The 18021-nt window shown below is 70.8% G+C and carries 14 protein-coding genes; 7 read left to right on the forward strand and 7 right to left on the reverse strand.

The annotated features are described in order from the left end of the window. Positions 1-13: 13 nt before the first annotated feature. Positions 14-1147 carry a PP2C family protein-serine/threonine phosphatase gene (locus KZ829_RS30795; protein WP_220147372.1) on the forward strand — a complete coding sequence of 378 codons (1134 nt, stop codon included), beginning with the start codon at positions 14-16 and terminating at the stop codon, positions 1145-1147. Position 1148: 1 nt separating this feature from the next. Here KZ829_RS30795 and KZ829_RS30800 read toward each other — a convergent pair whose 3' ends face one another. Then, positions 1149-1304 carry a hypothetical protein gene (locus KZ829_RS30800; RefSeq protein WP_204296618.1) on the reverse strand — a complete coding sequence of 52 codons (156 nt, stop codon included), beginning with the start codon at positions 1302-1304 and terminating at the stop codon, positions 1149-1151. 267 nt (positions 1305-1571) lie between these two features. Here KZ829_RS30800 and KZ829_RS30805 point away from each other — a divergent pair, with 267 nt between their 5' ends. Both KZ829_RS30805 and KZ829_RS30810 read left to right on the forward strand, forming a co-directional pair. After that, positions 1572-3428 (forward strand): acyl-CoA dehydrogenase, encoded by a 1857-nt coding sequence (locus KZ829_RS30805; RefSeq protein WP_220147373.1) that lies wholly within the window; start codon positions 1572-1574, stop codon positions 3426-3428. A 153-nt stretch (positions 3429-3581) separates the two neighbouring features. Continuing rightward, on the forward strand, positions 3582-5822 hold the full coding sequence (locus tag KZ829_RS30810; RefSeq protein WP_220147374.1) for a S8 family serine peptidase: 2241 nt from the start codon (positions 3582-3584) through the stop codon (positions 5820-5822). A 3-nt stretch (positions 5823-5825) separates the two neighbouring features. Here KZ829_RS30810 and KZ829_RS30815 read toward each other — a convergent pair whose 3' ends face one another. Continuing rightward, positions 5826-6344 (reverse strand): SixA phosphatase family protein, encoded by a 519-nt coding sequence (locus KZ829_RS30815; protein WP_220147375.1) that lies wholly within the window; start codon positions 6342-6344, stop codon positions 5826-5828. Positions 6345-6458: 114 nt separating this feature from the next. On the opposite strand from KZ829_RS30815, the gene KZ829_RS30820 reads away from it, so the two are divergent. Then, positions 6459-6734 (forward strand): DUF6458 family protein, encoded by a 276-nt coding sequence (locus tag KZ829_RS30820; RefSeq protein WP_183225773.1) that lies wholly within the window; start codon positions 6459-6461, stop codon positions 6732-6734. A gap of 36 nt (positions 6735-6770) precedes the next feature. On the opposite strand, the gene trhA is transcribed toward KZ829_RS30820, so the two are convergent. Beyond that, positions 6771-7448 carry a PAQR family membrane homeostasis protein TrhA gene (trhA, locus tag KZ829_RS30825; RefSeq protein WP_220147376.1) on the reverse strand — a complete coding sequence of 226 codons (678 nt, stop codon included), beginning with the start codon at positions 7446-7448 and terminating at the stop codon, positions 6771-6773. 78 nt (positions 7449-7526) lie between these two features. Between trhA and KZ829_RS30830 the strand changes: the two genes are divergently transcribed. From KZ829_RS30830 to KZ829_RS30840, 3 genes are read left to right on the forward strand one after another with little or no spacing between them, the layout of a single operon-like run. After that, positions 7527-8132, forward strand: coding sequence for a 5-oxoprolinase subunit B family protein (locus KZ829_RS30830; protein WP_220147377.1), 606 nt, complete (start codon positions 7527-7529; stop codon positions 8130-8132). After that, positions 8129-8968 carry a 5-oxoprolinase subunit C family protein gene (locus tag KZ829_RS30835; RefSeq protein WP_220147378.1) on the forward strand — a complete coding sequence of 280 codons (840 nt, stop codon included), beginning with the start codon at positions 8129-8131 and terminating at the stop codon, positions 8966-8968. Before KZ829_RS30830 ends, KZ829_RS30835 begins: the two co-directional genes overlap by 4 nt. After that, complete coding sequence (locus tag KZ829_RS30840) at positions 8964-9725, forward strand: LamB/YcsF family protein (protein ID WP_220147456.1); 762 nt, start codon at positions 8964-8966, stop codon at positions 9723-9725. Before KZ829_RS30835 ends, KZ829_RS30840 begins: the two co-directional genes overlap by 5 nt. 3 nt (positions 9726-9728) lie before the next feature. Here the strand turns inward: KZ829_RS30840 and KZ829_RS30845 are convergent, their stop codons facing one another. The 4 genes from KZ829_RS30845 to KZ829_RS30860 form a co-directional block, all read right to left on the reverse strand. Next, positions 9729-11522 (reverse strand): NHL domain-containing thioredoxin family protein, encoded by a 1794-nt coding sequence (locus KZ829_RS30845; protein WP_220147379.1) that lies wholly within the window; start codon positions 11520-11522, stop codon positions 9729-9731. A 573-nt stretch (positions 11523-12095) separates the two neighbouring features. Further along, positions 12096-15869, reverse strand: coding sequence for an LppU/SCO3897 family protein (locus KZ829_RS30850; RefSeq protein ID WP_220147380.1), 3774 nt, complete (start codon positions 15867-15869; stop codon positions 12096-12098). Positions 15870-16200: 331 nt separating this feature from the next. Continuing rightward, on the reverse strand, positions 16201-16341 hold the full coding sequence (locus KZ829_RS30855) for a hypothetical protein (protein ID WP_183225767.1): 141 nt from the start codon (positions 16339-16341) through the stop codon (positions 16201-16203). Between the two features lie 199 nt (positions 16342-16540). After that, positions 16541-18019 carry a dihydrolipoamide acetyltransferase family protein gene (locus KZ829_RS30860; protein ID WP_220147381.1) on the reverse strand — a complete coding sequence of 493 codons (1479 nt, stop codon included), beginning with the start codon at positions 18017-18019 and terminating at the stop codon, positions 16541-16543. Positions 18020-18021 lie beyond the last annotated feature (2 nt).

Consider the following 18021-nt stretch of genomic DNA (forward strand, 5'->3'; position numbering starts at 1 on the left):
TGGTCGATCGGGCATGCTGTTCGGCGGAACCATGCATACTTTCCTGCCGGGCCGACGCCCGCTGAGCCCAGGGAACCGCGCCGGACTCGGCGCGGCCCTCGTGCTGCTCGCCGTCGTGTCCGCCGTGGAGGTCGCCGACGGCCCCAAAGAGGTGCACTACGTCGGCCTGCTGGCAGCGGTTCCGTTCGTGGCCGCGGTCTTCGCCGTCTGGCAGGTGGTGCTCGGCGCCGGACTGCTCGCCACCGTGGTCGGCGCGGTCTTCGTGGGCGTGGGCGGCGGGCAGGTCGGGATGGCCGGGCTGATCAATCTGATGGGCATCATGCTGGCGACCGGTGTGGCGGCCGCCGGGGCCACCATCCGGCAGCGGCAGGCCGAGCAGATCACCGAGCTGCTGCGGCTCGCCGCGGTGGCCCAGCAGGCGGTGCTGCGGCCGATCGGGCCGCAGGTGGGCGCCCTGGCGGTGGCCGGCCGGTACATCTCGGCGACCGCGGCGGCGGACATCGGAGGAGACCTCTACGAGGCCCTCAACACGCCGTACGGGGTTCGGATCATCATCGGTGACGTGCGCGGCAAGGGCCTGGACGCGGTCCGGCTGGCGAGCATCGTGCTGGGGTCGTACCGGCACGTGGCGTACGAGCGTGCCGATCTGAAGCTGATCGTGGAGGACCTGGACCGCGCGGTGGCCCGCAGTGTCGGCGACGAGGACTTCGTGACCGCCGCGCTGGTCGAGGAGCGCGGCGGCACCCTGACCATCGTCAACTGTGGACATCCCGCGCCGCTGCTGCTGCGCCGGGGCCAGGTCATTCCGCTGGAGCCGCCGGCGCCGGCCCCGCCGCTCGGCTTCATGCCCGAGGTCAAGCCCCGGGTGGAGCGGCTGGAGCCGGGTGACCGGTTGCTGCTGTTCACCGACGGTCTCGGCGAGGCGCGCCGGGAGGGGGAGTTCTTCCCGACCGCCGACCGTGCGTGGCGCCTGCTCGGCCACGGCACGGTCGGCGACGGTCTGGCATCGCTCGAGACCGCACTGGTCGACTGGGTCTACGGCCGTCTCGAGGACGACATCGCCCTGGTTCTGCTGGAGTACGCCGGTCCGGACGGCGGCGCTGCCGTCTCGGTGCCGAGCTGGGAAGTCGGAGCGGCGGGCAGCTGACTCAGGCCGCGTCTTCCTCGGGTTCGGCCGGGGCGGCCGGTGAGGTCGGAGCCGGAGCAGGCGGAAGCTGGTCGGGCTGACGATGCCGGCCGATGTAGTTGCGCGGTTGGTTCGCTTGGCGCGGCTCCGGAATCAAGCTCTTGATCGTGGCGAACATGGCGTCCCCCTGTTCGTGGCTGTCTATCCGGTGAAACGAACCATTCGGGTCCCCGATACGTGATCCGAGTGTCGAAGTAGGCAAATGGCCGAACGGCTGTCCCGGGGTCCACCCGATCGGAGACGTTTGACCCGCGAACCGACGGACAACCGGCTCCTACAGGTCGGCACACACGAAGAACGCTCCCGGCTTGTCGCAAGCTACCGATGAGTAATACAGTGTGGTTACTGACGGGTAACTCGCGTCCGGAGAGCGGGGCCAAGCACCATGACGCACTACAAGAGCAACCTTCGTGACCTCCAGTTCAACCTGTTCGAGGTCTTCGGAGCGGAGAAGTCGCTCGGCCAGGCGCCGTTCGACGAGTTCGACCTGGAGAGCGCCCGCGACGTGCTCGCCGAGGTCGACCGGCTGGCCCGGGAGGATCTCGCCGCCAGCTACACCGACGCTGACCGCAACCCACCGGTCTTCGACCCGGCGACGAACACCGCGCCGCTGCCGGAGTCGTTCAAGAAGTCCTTCGAGACGTTCATGGCGTCCGAGTTCTGGCGGCTCGACCTGCCGTCCGGCCTGGGCGGCACCCCGGCGCCGCGGAGCCTCGTCTGGGCCGTCGCCGAGCAGATCCTGGGCGCCAACGCCCCGATCTGGATGTACTCGTCGGGTCCCTCCTTCGCCAACGTCATCTGGCACGAGGGCACCGAGGAGCAGAAGGAGTGGGCCAAGCTCTTCGTCGAGAAGCAGTGGGGCTCGACCATGGTCCTCACCGAGCCGGACGCCGGTTCGGACGTCGGCGCCGGCCGTGCCCGCGCCATCGCGCAGCCGGACGGCTCGTGGCACATCGAGGGCGTCAAGCGTTTCATCACCTCGGGTGAGCACGACCTGAGCGACAACATCATCCACTACGTCCTGGCCCGCCCGGTGGGCGTCGAGGGCGTCGGCGGACCCGGCACCAAGGGCCTCTCGCTCTTCATCGTGCCGAAGTACCACTTCGACCCGGCCACCGGTGAGCTCGGTGAGCGCAACGGCGTCTACGCCACCAACGTCGAGCACAAGATGGGCCTCAAGGTCTCCAACACGTGCGAGATGACCTTCGGTGAGCACGGCACCCCGGCCAAGGGCTGGCTGCTCGGCGAGGTGCACCAGGGCATCCGGCAGATGTTCCTGATCATCGAGAACGCCCGGATGATGGTCGGCACCAAGGCGATCGCCACCCTGTCGACGGGTTACCTGAACGCGCTCGAGTACGCGAAGAACCGCGTCCAGGGCGCCGACCTGCTGCAGAGCGGTGACAAGGACGCCCCGCGCGTCACCATCACCAACCACCCGGACGTACGCCGGTCGCTGATGACCCAGAAGGCCTACGCCGAGGCGCTGCGCGCCCTGGTCATCTACACGGCGACCTGGCAGGACAAGGTCGCCATCGCGGAGGCCGCCGGCGACGAGAAGGCCGCCAAGCAGGCCGCCAAGATCAACGACTTCCTGCTGCCGCTGGTCAAGGGCGTGGGCTCCGAGCGGGCGTACGAGCTGCTCGGCGCCGAGTCGCTGCAGACCTTCGGTGGCTCCGGCTTCCTCCAGGACTACCCGCTGGAGCAGTACGTCCGGGACGCGAAGATCGACACCCTGTACGAGGGCACGACCGCGATCCAGAGCCTCGACCTGATCTTCCGCAAGATCGTCAAGGACAACGGTCTGGCGCTCGGTGCGGTGGCCGCCGAGATCCAGGGCTTCGTCGAGAGCGAGGCCGGCAACGGTCAGCTCAAGGACGAGCGGCTCGGCCTCGGCAAGGCGCTCGCCGAGATGCAGAACATCCTCGGCATCACGCTGGGCTGGCTGCAGGCGGTCGGCAACGGCGAGGCCCGCGAGCTCTACAAGATCGGCCTGAGCTCCCGCCGGATCCTGCTCGCCCTCGGCGACGTGGTCCTCGCGTGGCTGCTGCTGCGCCAGGCCGAGGTGGCCCTGACCGCCCTGAACGGCGAGGTCTCCGAGGCGGACAAGAAGTTCTACACCGGCAAGGTGGCCGCGGCCCGGTTCTTCGTACGGGAGATCCTGCCGCGGATCGGCGCCGACCGCCGGATCATCGAGAACACCACCCTCGACCTGATGGACCTGGACGAGGACGCGTTCTGATCAAGCTTTTCCCACTCTCCTGAAAAAGACGAGGGCCCGGCGGACAACGACGTCCACCGGGCCTTCGTTTTTGGTTCGGCGCTACGCAATCGTATCGACGTCCGCTACGATGATCGTCATTCTCTTGTGGGTCGTTGAACGCGGGGACCATCGGTGCGCATCGCTTCATCCTGTCTCGCCTCACTCCTGCTGGTAGGCCTGGTAGCCACCCCGGCTGCCGCCGCGGAGGAGCCGGTACGCCTCAATGTCGGCCTGGTCGCGGGTGCTGAACCGGCGGCCGTCCTGACCGGACTCGGTGACCGGGCCGGTGTGGTGAAGCGGGTGCACGGTCTGGACGCGATCACCGTCGAGGTGGCCGAGCCCGACCGCGACTCCGTGATCGCGACGTTGAGGGATCACAGCGGCGTCCGGTACGCCGAACCGGACGGGCAGGTCCACGCCGACGCGGTGACGGTCAACGATCCGCAGACCTCCAACGAACTGTTCCACCTGGCGGTGAACCGCGTCCCTGACGCATGGACCTGGACCACCGGCAGCACGGCCGTCACCGTGGCCGTGGTGGACTCCGGTGTGACCCGGAACCGGGATCTGGACGACGGACGTGTGCTGACCGGCTACGACTTCGTCGACGGTGACACCTCCCCGGCCGACGCGGACGGGCACGGCACGGCGATGGCGACGCTCATCGCGGCCGAGGCGAACAACTACTACGGCAACGCGGGCGTCTGCATGTCGTGCCGGATTCTTCCGGTCCGGGTCCTGGACCAGCAGGCGGAGGGCCCCGCGGCGGGCGCGGTCGCCGATGCCGCCGCCGGGATCGTCTGGGCCGCCGAACAGGGCGCGCAGGTTGTCAACGTCTCGTTCAGTACGCCGGTCGAGAGCGAGCTGTTGCGGGATGCGGTCGACCGGGCCACCCAACTCGGTGCCTTGGTGGTGGCCGCTGCCGGCAACGACGGCGGTACGGCGCGTGCCTACCCCGCGGCCTTCGAGCCGGTGGTGGCGGTCGGGGCCGTCACCAACACCGGCCGCCCGCATGGGCCCACCAACCAGAACAGCGTGACCGACCAGTGGATCGACGCGGCCGCCGACGACATGTTCGGCGTCGGCAGCGGCAGCCACGTCACCTTCCCGAACGGAACCTCGGTGGCGTCCAGCATCGTCTCCGGGATCGCGGCTCTCGCGTTCTCCACCGGATCCGATGTCCCGGCCGCTGAGGTCAGAGCCGCCATCATGAGCTCCGGATTCCGTCCGAGCGGGCAGCCCACTCATTCGGCACCCCTGGTGGACGCCGCGCGGGTGATCTACGCCTTCGCGAAGGACGACGAGCAGGCACCCACGGTGACCGACATCGGGTTCACCGTGCCCCGCCCTGTGTCCGTCGATGGGATAACGGTGCGGCCCAAGGCCGCTGACGATCACGCGGTGGCCGGTTACCGGTTGCTCGTCGACGGCACCGAGGTCGGCGCGACGGCCGCCACCATGCAGGCGGCCCCGATGACCTGGAGGCCGCCGGCCGTTTTCGAGGGCGAGGTGACGGTCACGGTCGAGGCGATCGATCTCGCCGGACGGGTCGGCCGCATCAGCACAGTGGTGCCGGTCGACACCATCGCACCGAAGATGACCGTGGTCAGCCCGTTCTATTTCGACGTGGTCCACGGGTCGGTCACCGTCGAGATACGCACGCCGGAGACTGCGCCGCACCGGATCACCGCCAATGGCGTCACCTTGACGCAGGTGCCGGGAACCGACCGCTGGATCGGTGAGGTCCCCGCGGCCTCCCCGGTTGAGATGATGGTCGTCGATGCCGCTGACAACGTGATCCGGGAGAGCCGGCCGGTCACCATCGACGACGAGGGCCCGATGATCACCGGCTTGACCCCGGCCGCGAACACCCGGGTACGCGGCACGTTCACCAGCATGTTGCAGGGTGTCCAGGACGTGATCGGTGTCGCCAGGGCGGAGCTGTGGGCGAACGGGAGGTATGTCGGAACCGATAACGTCGCGCCGTACTCGCTGGCGGTGAATTCCGGTGCCGCCAACGGTTCCGTCGTCCTCAGCTGGCGGCTCACCGACCGGTTCGGCAACATCCGGACCTATACGCGAACGGTCATCGCGGACAACGCGGGACCGGCTCTGGCGATCAGTAAGGCGCCGAAGAACAAGGCGAAGATCAAGGGCACGACCAAGGTGTACGTGAAAGCCTCGGACGCCAGTGGGATCGCGCGGGTCGAGCTGATCGTGAACGGGAGGGTCGTGGCCCGGGATGTGACTGCGGGCTACCTGTTGAGCTTCAACGCCAGTAAGCAGCGGAAGACGATGAAGGTGCAGGTCCGGGCGTACGACAAGCTCGGCAACGTGAAGTACACCAGCACCCGGACCTGGTACCGGAAGTAGGGCTCAGCCGCGGGCGGTGTGCGAGCGGGTCAGGCGCATCGCCCCCGGTTCGGCCTGGGACCAGGGCTGGTCGCCGCTGTGGACGGCCAGTCCGGAGGTGCGCATCTCGACGACCGTGCCGGTGTACTGCTCGTCCGGCACCAGCAGGGCGGACACTTCGGACATGGTCGGATTGTGGCCGACGACGAGGACCGTACGAATGGTGTCTGAAACGGCCCGGAGCAGGTCGAAGACCTCGCCGCCGCGACCCAGATAGAGCGACTCCTCGTAATGCACCTCGGGCGCCGGCCGGGGGCCGGGGCCGGTGCTCAGCGCGATGGCCGCGTTCTGCCAGGTCTGCCGGGTGCGTTTCGCGGGCGAGCAGATCACCAGGTCGGGGTGCAGTCGCTCGTCGGCCAACCAGACGCCGGCCGCCTCCGCGTCGGCCACTCCGCGAGCCGCCAGGGCGCGGTCGTAATCGTCGAAGTCGCCGGGGGTCTCGGCCTTGGCATGGCGCAGCAGGATGAGCGTCCGCGTGGTCATCGGTACAGCTTGCCTGATTGGAATGTCATGCGGGCGGGTAAACGCTCGATCGACGCATTCACCACGGTCGAGCGGCGTCGCCCGGCCGGGCGGACACCAATCGAGGAGGGTCCGATGGGTATCGGCGCAAGCATTTTCCTGCTGGCTCTGGGGGCGATCCTGGCGTTCGCCGTGGAGGCGGACATCAGCGGTCTCGACATCGGCGTGATCGGCTGGATCCTGATGCTGGCCGGGCTGGCCGGCCTGGTCATCACGCTGGCGTTCTGGAGCAACCGTCGCCGTACCGTGGTGACTCGTACGCGGCAGCCGGTCGCCGAAGCCGGTTACACCGAGTATCGCGAGGTCCGACGGGACGACGTCCCGCCGCCGCCTCCCCCGGCGTACTCCTGAGATTGCGAAGGCCCAGGCTGATGCCTGGGCCTTCGTTCACGCGTACAGGGCGAAGTAGACCGCGATGTGGTGGCAGATGGCGGCCACCAGCGTGCACGCGTGGAAGAACTCGTGGTGGCCGAAGACGGTGGGCCAGGGGTTGGGCCGGCGCAGCGCGTAGAAGACGGCGCCGACCGTGTAGATCGCGCCGCCCACGATGAGCAGGACCAGGCAGGTCACCCCGCCGACGTGCAGCACCTCCGGGATGATCGCGACGGCCACCCAGCCGAGTGCCACGTAGAGCGGGGCGCCCGCCCAGCGGGGCAGATGCGGCCAGACCATCTTCAGCGCGACACCGCCGGTGGCGCCGCCCCAGACCAGGCTGAGCAGGACGACCTGCTGCGTGCCTTCCAGGAGCAGGACGCAGAACGGCGTGTAACTGCCGGCGATGAAGATGAAGATCATCGAATGGTCGGCGCGCCGCATGATCTGGTAGCCGCGCTCGCTCCAGACCCGTCGGTGGTAGAGCGCGCTGGTCCCGAAGAGCCCGCACACCGTGACGCTGTAGAGCAGGCAGCTCACGAACGGGGCGATGCCGGGGCGGCTCAGTGCGATCGAACTGAGCACGATGCCGCAGACCGCGGCGACGAAGAATGCGTACTGATGCAACCGGCCGCGTAGTCGCGGCTTGCCGAGGTCGGTCGGCGACATCCGAAACGGGGCTGAGGTCGTCACGTCCCCTAGGTTACGGCACCGTAGGTTACTAATGGGTAGTGACGCGGGATACGGTTGACGCTGCCGGATGATTTCCCCATGAAGATACGACGGGTGGGGACCGCCGGTTTGCTGATCGAGTGCCCGGACGCCCAACGGGTCGAGGATTGGCGGGCTGAGCTGTGGAAACGTCGTGCCGCCGGTGAGCTGCGGGTGGTGGAGATCGTGCCCGGCGCCCGTACCGTGCTGCTCGACGGCGCGGCTCCCGGGACCGCGGAGGCCCTGCCCGGATGGGAGCCGGCACCCGGTGGAATTCAGGCCGAAGGACCCCTCGTGGAGATCCACACGGTCTTCGACGGCGAGGACCTGGAATCGGTCGCCGATCTGTGGGGGGTCACCGTGGACACGGCCGTGCGGCGCCTGGTCGACACGCCGCTGACCGTCGCGTTCTCCGGCTTCGCGCCCGGTTTCGCCTATCTGCGCGGACTCGCCGACGAGTGGGCGGTCCCCCGGCTCGCCGCTCCGCGGCCTCGCGTGCCGGCCGGATCGGTCGCCCTTGCGGGTGGCTACGCGGGCATCTATCCCACGGCCTCTCCGGGCGGGTGGCGGCTGGTCGGCCGGACGGATCAAAACCTCTTCGACGTACGACGTGAGCACCCGGCCCTGCTCACTCCCGGCACCCGGGTACGGCTGGTGGCGATGTGATCACCGTGCTGCGGGCCGGGCCGCTCACCACGGTGCAGGATCAGGGCCGGCCGGGGTGGGCACACCTGGGCGTACCCCGCTCGGGTGCCCTCGACGCGCCCGCCCTGCGTCTCGCCAACCGTTTCGTCGGCAATCCTGACGACGCCGCCGGACTGGAGACCACGATGCTCGGCTGCGCCCTGCGTTTCGAGCGGCCCGCACTGGTCGCCGTCACCGGTGCGGTCGCCGACATCGACGTCGACTCCCGGCCGGTCGAGCGGCTCCGTGGCTGCCAGCTCTTCGAGGTGCCGGCCGGTGGGGTGGTCGACGTGAAGCGGGCCACGCGGGGGGTGCGCTCCTACATCGCGGTGGCCGGTGGGATCGCGGTCGAACCGGTGCTGGGCAGCCGCTCGACGGACACGCTCTCCGGACTGGGCCCGGCCCGCCTGGCGGACGGGGACACACTGCCGGTCGGCGTCCCCACGGCGGCGCCCGTACTGGTCGGGGAGCCGGCACGGCCGGGCGGAGAACTGGTTCTCGGGATGCGCCTCGGGCCGCGCGACGACTGGTTCGACACGAAAGGGCTGTTCGGGTCCCCGTACCGAATCAGCCCGTTGAGCAACCGGGTCGGAAGCCGGCTGGCCGGCACCGCCCTGACCCGCACCCGGGCCGGCGAATTGCCCTCCGAAGGAGTGGTGCTCGGCGCCGTGCAGGTCCCGGCGGACGGGCAGCCGATCATCTTCCTGGCAGACCATCCCACCACCGGCGGATACCCGGTGGTCGGGGTGATCGACGACGTCGCGCCGCTGGCCCAGGCGCAACCGGGGACTACCGTGAGGTTCCGTGAGCTGGATTGATCTGAACGCGGACCTCGGCGAGGGCTTCGGCGCCTGGAAGCTTGGCGACGATGACGCCCTGCTGGACGTGGTGACCTCGGCGAACGTGGCCTGCGGATTCCACGCCGGTGATCCGTCCACGATGCATCGGGTGTGCCGGACGGCCGTCGCGAAGGGCGTCGCGATCGGCGCCCAGGTCGGCTACCGGGACCTGGCCGGATTCGGGCGGCGGCGGATCGACTACGACCACGACGAACTGCGGGACGACATCCTGTACCAGATCGGGGCGCTGGAGGCGTTCTGCCGGGCCGCGGGGGATCGGGTCCGCTATGTGAAGCCGCACGGCGCCCTCTACAACACCGCGGCGGTCGATCCCGGGCAGGCGTCGGCCGTGGTGGACGCGGTGCTGGCCTATGACCCCGCGCTTCCCGTGCTCTGCCAGCCCGGCTCGGAGCTGGCGGGTCAGGCCCTGCATCGGGGCCTGACCGTCGTCGGTGAGGGTTTCGCGGACCGCGGCTACCTGCCGGACGGGCGTCTCGTGCCCCGCTCCCGGCCGGACGCGCTGGTCCACGAGCCCGGCCAGGTAGTCCAGCGGGCGGTGCGGATGGCCGCCGACGGCTCGGTGACGGCCGCCGACGGCTCCGCGGTGCCCTGCCCGGTCCGGTCGATCTGCCTGCACGGCGACACGCCGGGTGCGGTCGAGCTGGCCCGGGCCGTACGGGACGGGCTCCGTGCCGCCGGGCTGGAGGTCAGGCCCTTCGCCTTCGCCCTCGCCTGAGATTTACGCGTCCATGCCGCGCAGGATCAGCGGCAGCCGGTCGGGACCGTTCGGGGCGATCACGATCGGCACGCCCCAGTCCTGACGGGTCAGGTGGCAGGCGCCGAACTCGGCGTCCACATCGCACGTCGCGGCCTGGGCGACGACCTGGAGCACACCCTTCGGCACGTCCGGGTTGAGCACGATCTTCCGCGACAGGTCGGTGGTGGTGCCCTCGCCGTCCAGCAGCAGCTCGGCCGGTGACGCCGACACCACCAGGCGCAGCGGCGACCCGAACTGGAAGTCCAGCTTCTGGCCCGGCGCGGGCGTGAAGATCACGTCGAGGGTGACCTCGCCCGGGGCCAGGTACGACGGCGGGCGCTCGGTCCGGTGCCGCTCCCCGCTGACCGTCTTCACCGCGCCCGGAGCCAGACGGGACAGCCGGTGTGCGGCCGACTCCACCACGATGACCTGCCCGTCCCTCGTCACGAGGACATCGCTGGGCTCGGCGACATTCGCATCCACCGTGGACACCTCGCCCTTCGCCGGGTCGAAACGGCGCACCGCGCCGTTGTAGGTGTCCGCCACCAGCACCGAACCGTCGGCCAGCGCCGCCACACCGAGCGGATGCTGGAACAGCGCCTCACCCGCCGGGCCGTCCACGTGACCGAAATCGAACAGGCCCTGGCCGACCACGGTGTGCATCACGCCGTCCTCGACATACCGCAGCGCCGACGTCTCGCTGTCGGCGATCCACAGCCGCTTCCCGTCCGCGCTGACCGACAGGCCGCTCGGCTGGGCCATCCACACATCCGGCAGCGGGCCGTCCCGCAGTGCCTCGACCGTGGTGCCCGCGTAGACGCCGACCGTGCGCTTGATCGGATCGAACCACCACAGCTGGTGGATGCCGGCCATTGCGATGATCACGCGGTCGTCGTACCAGGCCAGGTCCCACGGCGACGACAGGTCGGCGGCGAGGGAGTCGTGGGCGTGATCGTCGACCGCCGACCGCCACGGACGACCGGAACCGGCCACCAGCGTGACCTCCCCCGTTTTCAGGTTCAGGCCGCGCAGCTGGTGGTTGACCGTGTCGGCGACAACCACGTCGTAGCCCGCGGTTCCGGCCACCGCCTCGGGCAGCAGAACCAGGCCCTGCGGCTCGCTGAACGGCTCACCCCGGACCTCGCTGCCGAACCGGCGGACCAGCGTCTCGCCGTCCGCGGACAGTTCGGCAAGCGAGTGCCGGGCCGAGTCGGAGACCAGCAGATTCCCGTTCGGCAGCTCGATCACCTTGCCCGGGAAACGGAGCAGGCTCTCCGGGGCGGGCGGAGGAACGTACGGGCCGTCACCGCGGTGCAGGGTGCCGTCCGCCTCGTGCTTCACGATCAGCTCGTCGATCAGCCGGGACAGGCCCTCGGCGTGCCCCTCGCCGGCCATCGAGGCGACCAGGTAGCCGGCCGGATCGACCACGGACAGCGTCGGCCAGGCCTTCGCGGCGTACTGCTGCCAGATGTGCATGTCCCCGTCGTCGACGACCGGGTGATGTACGCCGTACCGCTCCACGGCGGCGGCCAGTGCCACCGGGTCACGCTCGTGCTCGAACTTCGGCGAGTGCACGCCGATCACGACGAGCGCGTCGCCGTACTTCTCCTCCAGCGGTCGCAGCTCATCCAGGACGTGCAGGCAATTGATGCAACAGAACGTCCAGAAATCCAAAACCAGGATCTTCCCCCGCAAATCGGCCAGGGTGAGGGCCTTTTCGCCGGTGTTGAGCCAACCGCGACCCTTGAGTTCGGGCGCACGCACGCGAAATTCCATCCGCCCATCGTGCCTCACCGGCTCAGCGCGCCCTTGCGGACCGCCGCACGCTGGCTGAGGGAGCTGTTTCAAGGCCCTCGAGACAGCGCTGACCCTGCTGGTCGATTGGTCCGCTGTCCGTTCCCCGGCTCGTTTGCGCCGGCCAGCGCACACGTTACGGTTCCCGTGGTCGCCCGCCCGCGTCATAGCGGCAGGCCGGGCACACGGACGGCGCGACGTGAGCGCCCACCGGACCGGACAGCGCGGGCGGCGGATGACAGTGGGGGCAATCGACCAGCGGGGTCAGCACTGGGAGCCAGCCGTGAAGATCACGCACCCGTCCCTGCCACGGAGCATTCCCGTTGAGCGGCACGGGGGTGCACTCAGCACCCCCGCAAAACGCCGCCGGTGTCGAGGCAAGTGATTTGCCGACGCCAGCGGGGTTTGCTGGCGGCGGGAAATCACCTGCCTCGACACCGGTTACAAGGCGTTTTGCCGCGGAGCGAAGCGCAGCAATCAGGCCCAGCTTTGCCGCGGAGCGAAGCGCAGCAATCAGGCCCAGCTTTGCCGCGGAGCGAAGCGCAGCAATCAGGCTCAGTTGGCCTTCAGGCAGAGGACCTGGTCGCCGTTGTCCTTGGGGACGACGATGTAGGGCTGGGTGGCGTCGGCACACTGGCCCTTGGCGTTGACGATCGAGACGACCTCGAACGTGCCCGCCTCCGAGCAGGGGGCCACCACGGGGCTGCTGCCCTCACGCTTGACGCATTCGCCCTGGGCGACCTTGAACTCCTCGTCACCCATGCCCGAGATCAGGTAGACCAGGCCGAACACCACCGCGAGCAGAACCGCGGCGCCGAGTGCGACGGCGAGGGCCACCGGCACGGTCTTGACGTTCGGCTTGGCGGGCGGGGGTGCGGCCTCGGTGGCCTTGAACTGGTCGAATCGCCCCTGCTCTTCGGCGGGTCCGGGCCAGCTGGTGGTGTCCTCCGGACCGGGCGGCGTCACCGTGGCGCGGGCGGCCGGGCTGTTCGGGTAGGCCCCGCCGCCGGGCTGCTCACCGGGGAGCGGCGGCAGCGCGGGCGCCGGAACGTACGGCGAGTTGCTTCGGCCGGACACGTCCGTGGTGTGCTCGTTGTAATGGTCCGGCAGGCCGCTCGGAGCGTTGCCCCGGCCGGCGATATCGGTGGTGAGGTCGCTGTACGGCGCACCGAACGCCGACGACCCGGGCATCCCGGGACCGTTCGCGCCCGGGAACTGCGAGGACCCCGGCATGGTGGGCTCGCCTGCCCCCGGGTAGGGAGACCCGGGCATGGTGGTGTCGCCCTGTCCCGGGAACTGCGGCGATCCGGGCGCGCCTGCTCCGGAGTACGGGGAGCCCGGCATGGTCGGGTCACCCGCTCCTGGGAACGGCGAACCCGGCATGGTGGAGTTGCCCGCTCCTGGGAACGGGGAGCCCGGCATGGTCGAGTCGCCCGCTCCCGGGAACAGCGAACCCGGCATGGCCGAGTCGTTCTGTCCGGGACCCTGCGACGACCCGGGCATCGCGGGGCCGCCCGGTCCGGGGAACTGCGGCGAGCCCGGCATCGAATACGGGGAAGCGCTGCCCGTAGCCTCCGGCGGCGAGACCCGCGCGCTGGCCGTTGCCCGGGCGGTCGCCCGAGCCGGGGACTGCGGAGCGACACCGGGAGCGCCGGGGCCGTCACCGGACGGTGGCGGGAAGCCACCGAAGCCGTCACCGGCCGGACCACCGATTCCGTCACGGCCGCTCGGGGCGAATCCATCCGAAGGGGCTTCGTCGTCCGGACGGGACAGCGGCGGGATCGAAGCGCGCCCACTCCGGCCACGATCGTCGGCACCACGCTGCGGTAGTCCGAAGCCGCCGTCGTTCTGCGGTGCGTAACCACCCGAAGGGCCGTCGCCCGGCTGGGGCTGGCCGAAGCCGTCAGAGGAACTGTCCCCCGGCTGGGCCATGCCATAAACGCCTGAAGGGCCGTCGCCGGGTTGGGGCCGGCCGAAACCGTCGGACGAGCCGTCGCCCGGCTGGGCCAGGCCGTAACCACCCGAGGGGCCGTTGCCCGACTGGGACCGTCCGAAATCGTCGGACGAGCCGTCGCCCGGCTGGGTCAGGCCGTAACCACCCGAGGGGCCGTTGCCCGACTGGGACCGTCCGAAATCGTCGGACGAGCCGTCGCCCGGCTGGGTCAGGCCGTAACCACCCGAGGGGCCGTCGCCTGGCTGGGGGCGGCCGAAGCCACCGGAGGGGCCTTCGCTCTGCGGCGGCAGGCCGTAACCGCCTGACGGGCTTTCGTCCTGCGGGGGCAGGCCGTAGCCGTTATCGGTCTGCGGCCGGTTCAGAGGGAACCCGCCGGACGGGCTTTCGTCCTGCTGGGGCAGCCCGAAGTCGCTCTGCGGTGCGGCCGCGCCGTACGGGCTCTCCGGCTGCTGACCCGAAGTGAAGCCGCCGAAGGAGCCTTCCGGGCCGTCACCGCCATACGGCGAAGCCGCGGCCGGAGAGAACGGAGCCGCGCCGTAACCGCCGGACTGCGCCTCGTCCGAACCGGTTTCCGGCTCGTCCGCCGGAGCTGGGGCCGGCCGACCGTAGACCCGGGCCTGCGGGGCCGGGCTGGGCGGCGGAAGCTCGCCGGCCTCCGGCGGGGTGACCCGGACACCGGGCACCGAAGCGCTGGCCGTGACCGGCCGGGCCGACCCGAACGCGGGCTTCACACCCGGGTCGCGCGGCTGCGGCACCGCGGACGAGGCGCTCTGCGAATCCCCCTGCGACAGCGAGGCGTTCGGCTCCGCGTCGGCACCCGCTACAGAACCGTTCCGATCGGCTCCCGGGAAGGAGGCGTCGGTACCGGGGAATGCGGCACGCGAGTCGGCGCCCTGCGAGCCGTGAAGGCCGGGCCCCGGGAAAGGCGGAAGCGAGTTGGGTCCGTCGGGCTCCGGGAACGGAGCACGCGACTCCGGACCGGATCCGGGGAACGAGCCGCGCTGCTCCGGCCCGGCGAGCGAGCTGAGCGGGTCCGCCGCGGACGGGGCGCTGTGCATGCCGGCCGCCGGAACGGTGCCGCCGGAGGCGAGCGCCGCGCCGGGGACGCGCTGTGGGAAGCCGGAACCGCCGGCCGGGTCGCCGGCGGGCGCCTCGGGCTGGGCGTCGCCGAACGGCTGCTGGCTGCGGATCGGCAGGTCGAGGCCGGGCGCGGAGCCGTTGTCGGTCTCCACCTGCGGACCGGCCGGGGCGCGCAGCGGGAAGCCGCCGCCGTCGCCACGCCGGGACGGGAAGGTGTCGGAGGCCGGGCGGGCCGAGGCCGAATCGGTCGAGGTCTCCGCGGGCCGGGCGCTCTGCATCCAGCTGTTCTGCGCCGGTCCGGCTGTGAAACCCGCCGAACCGGGTGCGGAGCCCGTCGAACCGGGCGCGGACCCCGCCGAACCGGGCGCGGAGCCTGCTGACCCGAGCGCGGATCCTGCTGACCCGAGCACGGAGCCCGTAGACCCGAGCACGGAGCCAGCCTGGCCCGCGGCGGAGCCCGCCGGGCCGGACCTGGAACCGGCGGGAAGATCGCCGAGGTTGGCGCCGGGTACGCGGACCGGCTGGTCGCCGAAGGCGGAGAACGGGGTGTGGCCGAGGCCGCCGTCCTCGGGCGCGGTCGCACCGGGCGTCCGGGTGGGCAGCCCGCTGGAGCTGAGCTTCAGCGGGGCGCCACCGGCCGGATTGTCGGTGGCGGGCGCGGCGGGCGGCGGCACCGACGCGGAGGTTTGCGCGGGCCGGCCGGCGGGCGGGAACGCGGCCGCGGAACCGAAGGAAGCCGGTGAAGCGGCTGCGGAACCGAAGGAAGCCGGTGAAGCAGCCGCGGAACCGTAGGAGGGGGGTGCCTCGGCTGCGGAACCGTAGGAGGCCGGTGAAGCAGCCGCGGAGCCGTAGGAGGCCGGCGAACCGGGCGCCGCGGGCTCGGCGCCGGACGGCGCCCAGGGCGAACCGTCAGGCCGGGCCCCGTAGGTGCCGGAGGCGGGACCGTACGGCGATTCGGGCGACACCGACCCGTACGGCGAGGCGCTCCCACGCTGTGGCGGCTCGTCACCGTCGGGCTGCGGCACGCGGGCCGAACCGTAGGAGGTGCCGCCCTGGCCGGCGCCGGCGCCGGCGCCGAAGGTGGACACGGCCGGCACGACGAACGGCGAGCCCCCACCGGGGGTGCTGGTCGGCGGCGGACCGTAAGAATTGGGGAAGCCCTCAGCGGGCGACTGGGCCGCCGAGGCCCGGCCGGCGATCCGCTGACCGTCGGAATCGTGCGGGAACCCGCCCGACGTGGGTCCGCCCGACGTGGCCTCGGCCGGCTGACCGGCGTTCTGCCCCTCGGACGTCATACGCGCCTCCTCATCGATGCGGCCGTGCCAGCTTTGCACGGACGCGGCCCCACCGGCGACCTTCCGCCAAGGGCCGTGCCAGCTTTCCGGCCTGGCCGTGCTGGGTCCGTCGCGGACGGTTAACCGCCGGTGGCCCCGGTCTCCGCACCGACCGGCCGTGCCGGGTTGGGGACCGTGCCCACGGTACCGGGCGTGTGCGGCGGGAGGAATCCCGGTGTACGCCCGGAGGTGACGAGTGCCCGATCTTCAGAAGGTGGGATGGGACACGAAACGGCCCGCCCGGGTGATCCGGACGGGCCGTTCGACGTGGTGACTGCCCTGATCGGGGAGATCAGTAAGGGCGGCGCTGGGCGAGGATCGCGAGTTCGTCACGCATCGCCTGCGTGGGCGCCGACTGGAGAGCGCGGTCGATGGCGCGGTTCTCGCGGCTGATCCTGCGGCGCTGGCGGAAACGGTCGATCATGTTGTCCATGGCGGTGCTCACTTCCCCGGCGGTGGCCGGCTGTCGGATCTGACGCCGCCGCCTGCCCGCTTGTGGCGGACCCCCCGGCGCACGTCCCGGTGTTGACTCAATTATGCGCCTACACCGGGGACGTGGCCATCGATTCGTGGGGTGATCCGGGTCATGAACCTAAGGATCGAAAGTCAACCGCCTAACAGGCCGAAAGACCCTAGGTCCAACTGAGCAGCGTCGCCTCCGGGTCCTCGAGGAAGGCGCCGATGTCGCGCAGGAACCGGGAACCCAGCTCGCCGTCGATGATCCGGTGGTCGAAGGAGAGCCCCAGCGTGGTCACCTCGCGGATCCGGATCTTGCCCTTGTGCACCCACGGCGTCGGCCGGATCGCGCCGAACGCCAGGATCGCCGACTCGCCGGGCGGCAGGATCGGCGTCCCGGTGTCGATGCCGAACACCCCCACGTTGGTGATCGAGAGGGTGCCGCCGGACATGTCGGCCGGGGACGTCTTCCCCGACTTGGCGGTCCGGACCAGCTCGTTCAGCGCCTCGGCGAGCTCCCGCAGGGTGAGCCGGCCGGCGTCCTTGACGTTCGGGACGATCAGCCCGCGCTCGGTCGCCGCGGCGATGCCGAGATTCACGTAGTCCTTGACCACGATCTCGCCGGTCGCCCCGGACCAGGATGAGTTGACCATCGGGTGCCGTTTGACCGCGAGCAGCACGGCCTTCGCCACCAGCAGCAGCGGCGAGATCCGGGCGCCCTCGAACTCGGGACGCTTCCGCAGCTTCTCCAGCGCCTTCATCGCGCGGGTCACGTCGACGGTCAGGAACTCCGTGACGTGCGGCGCGGTGAACGCGGACGCGACCATGTTCTCCGCGGTCAGCTTCCGCACGCCCTTGATCGGGATGCGCTGCTCCCGGGAGGCGTCGAAAACCGCGGTGGCCGGGCTCGCCGCCGTCGGCGCCGGCTCCCGCGCCGGAGAAGAAACCGCCAGATGTACGTCGTCCCGCGTCACCGAACCCAGCGGCCCCGTGCCGGTGACCGTGGTCAGGTCGACGCCGAGGTCCCGGGCCAGCTTCCGCACCGGCGGCTTGGCCAGCACGGGGCCGGTGCGGACGACCGGGGCCACGGTCTCCTGTGCCGGGCCTACGGGTGCGGCCGGACGGACCTCGGCAGCCGCCGGAGGCGGGGTAGGCGTGGTCGCGGTCGTGGACGCGACGGGCGTACCGATGCGGGGTCGTCTTGTGGCGCTGGTGGTTCGCGGGCCGTAACCGACGAGCACAGCCGTGCGCCCGCCAGGTGCCGGTCCGCCGATGAGGCCGGCCTCGGCCTCGTCGCCGGATTCCGAAGAAGCCGGCGATTCCGAAGAGGCACGCGATTTCGAAGAAGCCGGCGATGTCGACGCGGCCGGCGCTTCCGGAGCCTGAGGCTCGGCGGGCAGCGGGGTGCCGGGCTGGGTGTCGATGGCGATGATCGGCTTGCCGACCTCCACGACCGTCCCGGCCTCGTGGAAGATCCGGGTGACCACGCCGCCCCACTTCGCGGGGATCTCGACGGCCGCCTTGGCGGTCTCGACCTCGACGATCGGCTGGTTCAGCTCGATCGTGTCGCCGACCTTGACCAGCCAGGCCAGGATCTCGCCCTCGGTCAGTCCCTCGCCGAGGTCGGGCAGGTTGAACTCCTTGATCCGCGACATCG

This window comes from Actinoplanes hulinensis (assembly GCF_019429605.1).
In the GTDB taxonomy this organism is placed as follows: domain Bacteria; phylum Actinomycetota; class Actinomycetes; order Mycobacteriales; family Micromonosporaceae; genus Actinoplanes; species Actinoplanes campanulatus.

Bases quoted from the DNA above. Each gene is read 5' to 3' on its own strand.
- KZ829_RS30815 (WP_220147375.1), bottom strand. From the start codon at position 6,344: ATGACCACGCGGACGCTCATCCTGCTGCGCCATGCCAAGGCCGAGACC.
- KZ829_RS30860 (WP_220147381.1), bottom strand. From the start codon at position 18,019: ATGTCGCGGATCAAGGAGTTCAACCTGCCCGACCTCGGCGAGGGACTG.
- KZ829_RS30800 (WP_204296618.1), bottom strand. From the start codon at position 1,304: ATGTTCGCCACGATCAAGAGCTTGATTCCGGAGCCGCGCCAAGCGAAC.
- KZ829_RS30845 (WP_220147379.1), bottom strand. From the start codon at position 11,522: ATGGAATTTCGCGTGCGTGCGCCCGAACTCAAGGGTCGCGGTTGGCTC.
- KZ829_RS30805 (WP_220147373.1), top strand. From the start codon at position 1,572: ATGACGCACTACAAGAGCAACCTTCGTGACCTCCAGTTCAACCTGTTC.
- KZ829_RS30820 (WP_183225773.1), top strand. From the start codon at position 6,459: ATGGGTATCGGCGCAAGCATTTTCCTGCTGGCTCTGGGGGCGATCCTG.
- KZ829_RS30795 (WP_220147372.1), top strand. From the start codon at position 14: ATGCTGTTCGGCGGAACCATGCATACTTTCCTGCCGGGCCGACGCCCG.
- KZ829_RS30850 (WP_220147380.1), bottom strand. From the start codon at position 15,869: ATGACGTCCGAGGGGCAGAACGCCGGTCAGCCGGCCGAGGCCACGTCG.
- KZ829_RS30855 (WP_183225767.1), bottom strand. From the start codon at position 16,341: ATGGACAACATGATCGACCGTTTCCGCCAGCGCCGCAGGATCAGCCGC.
- KZ829_RS30830 (WP_220147377.1), top strand. From the start codon at position 7,527: ATGAAGATACGACGGGTGGGGACCGCCGGTTTGCTGATCGAGTGCCCG.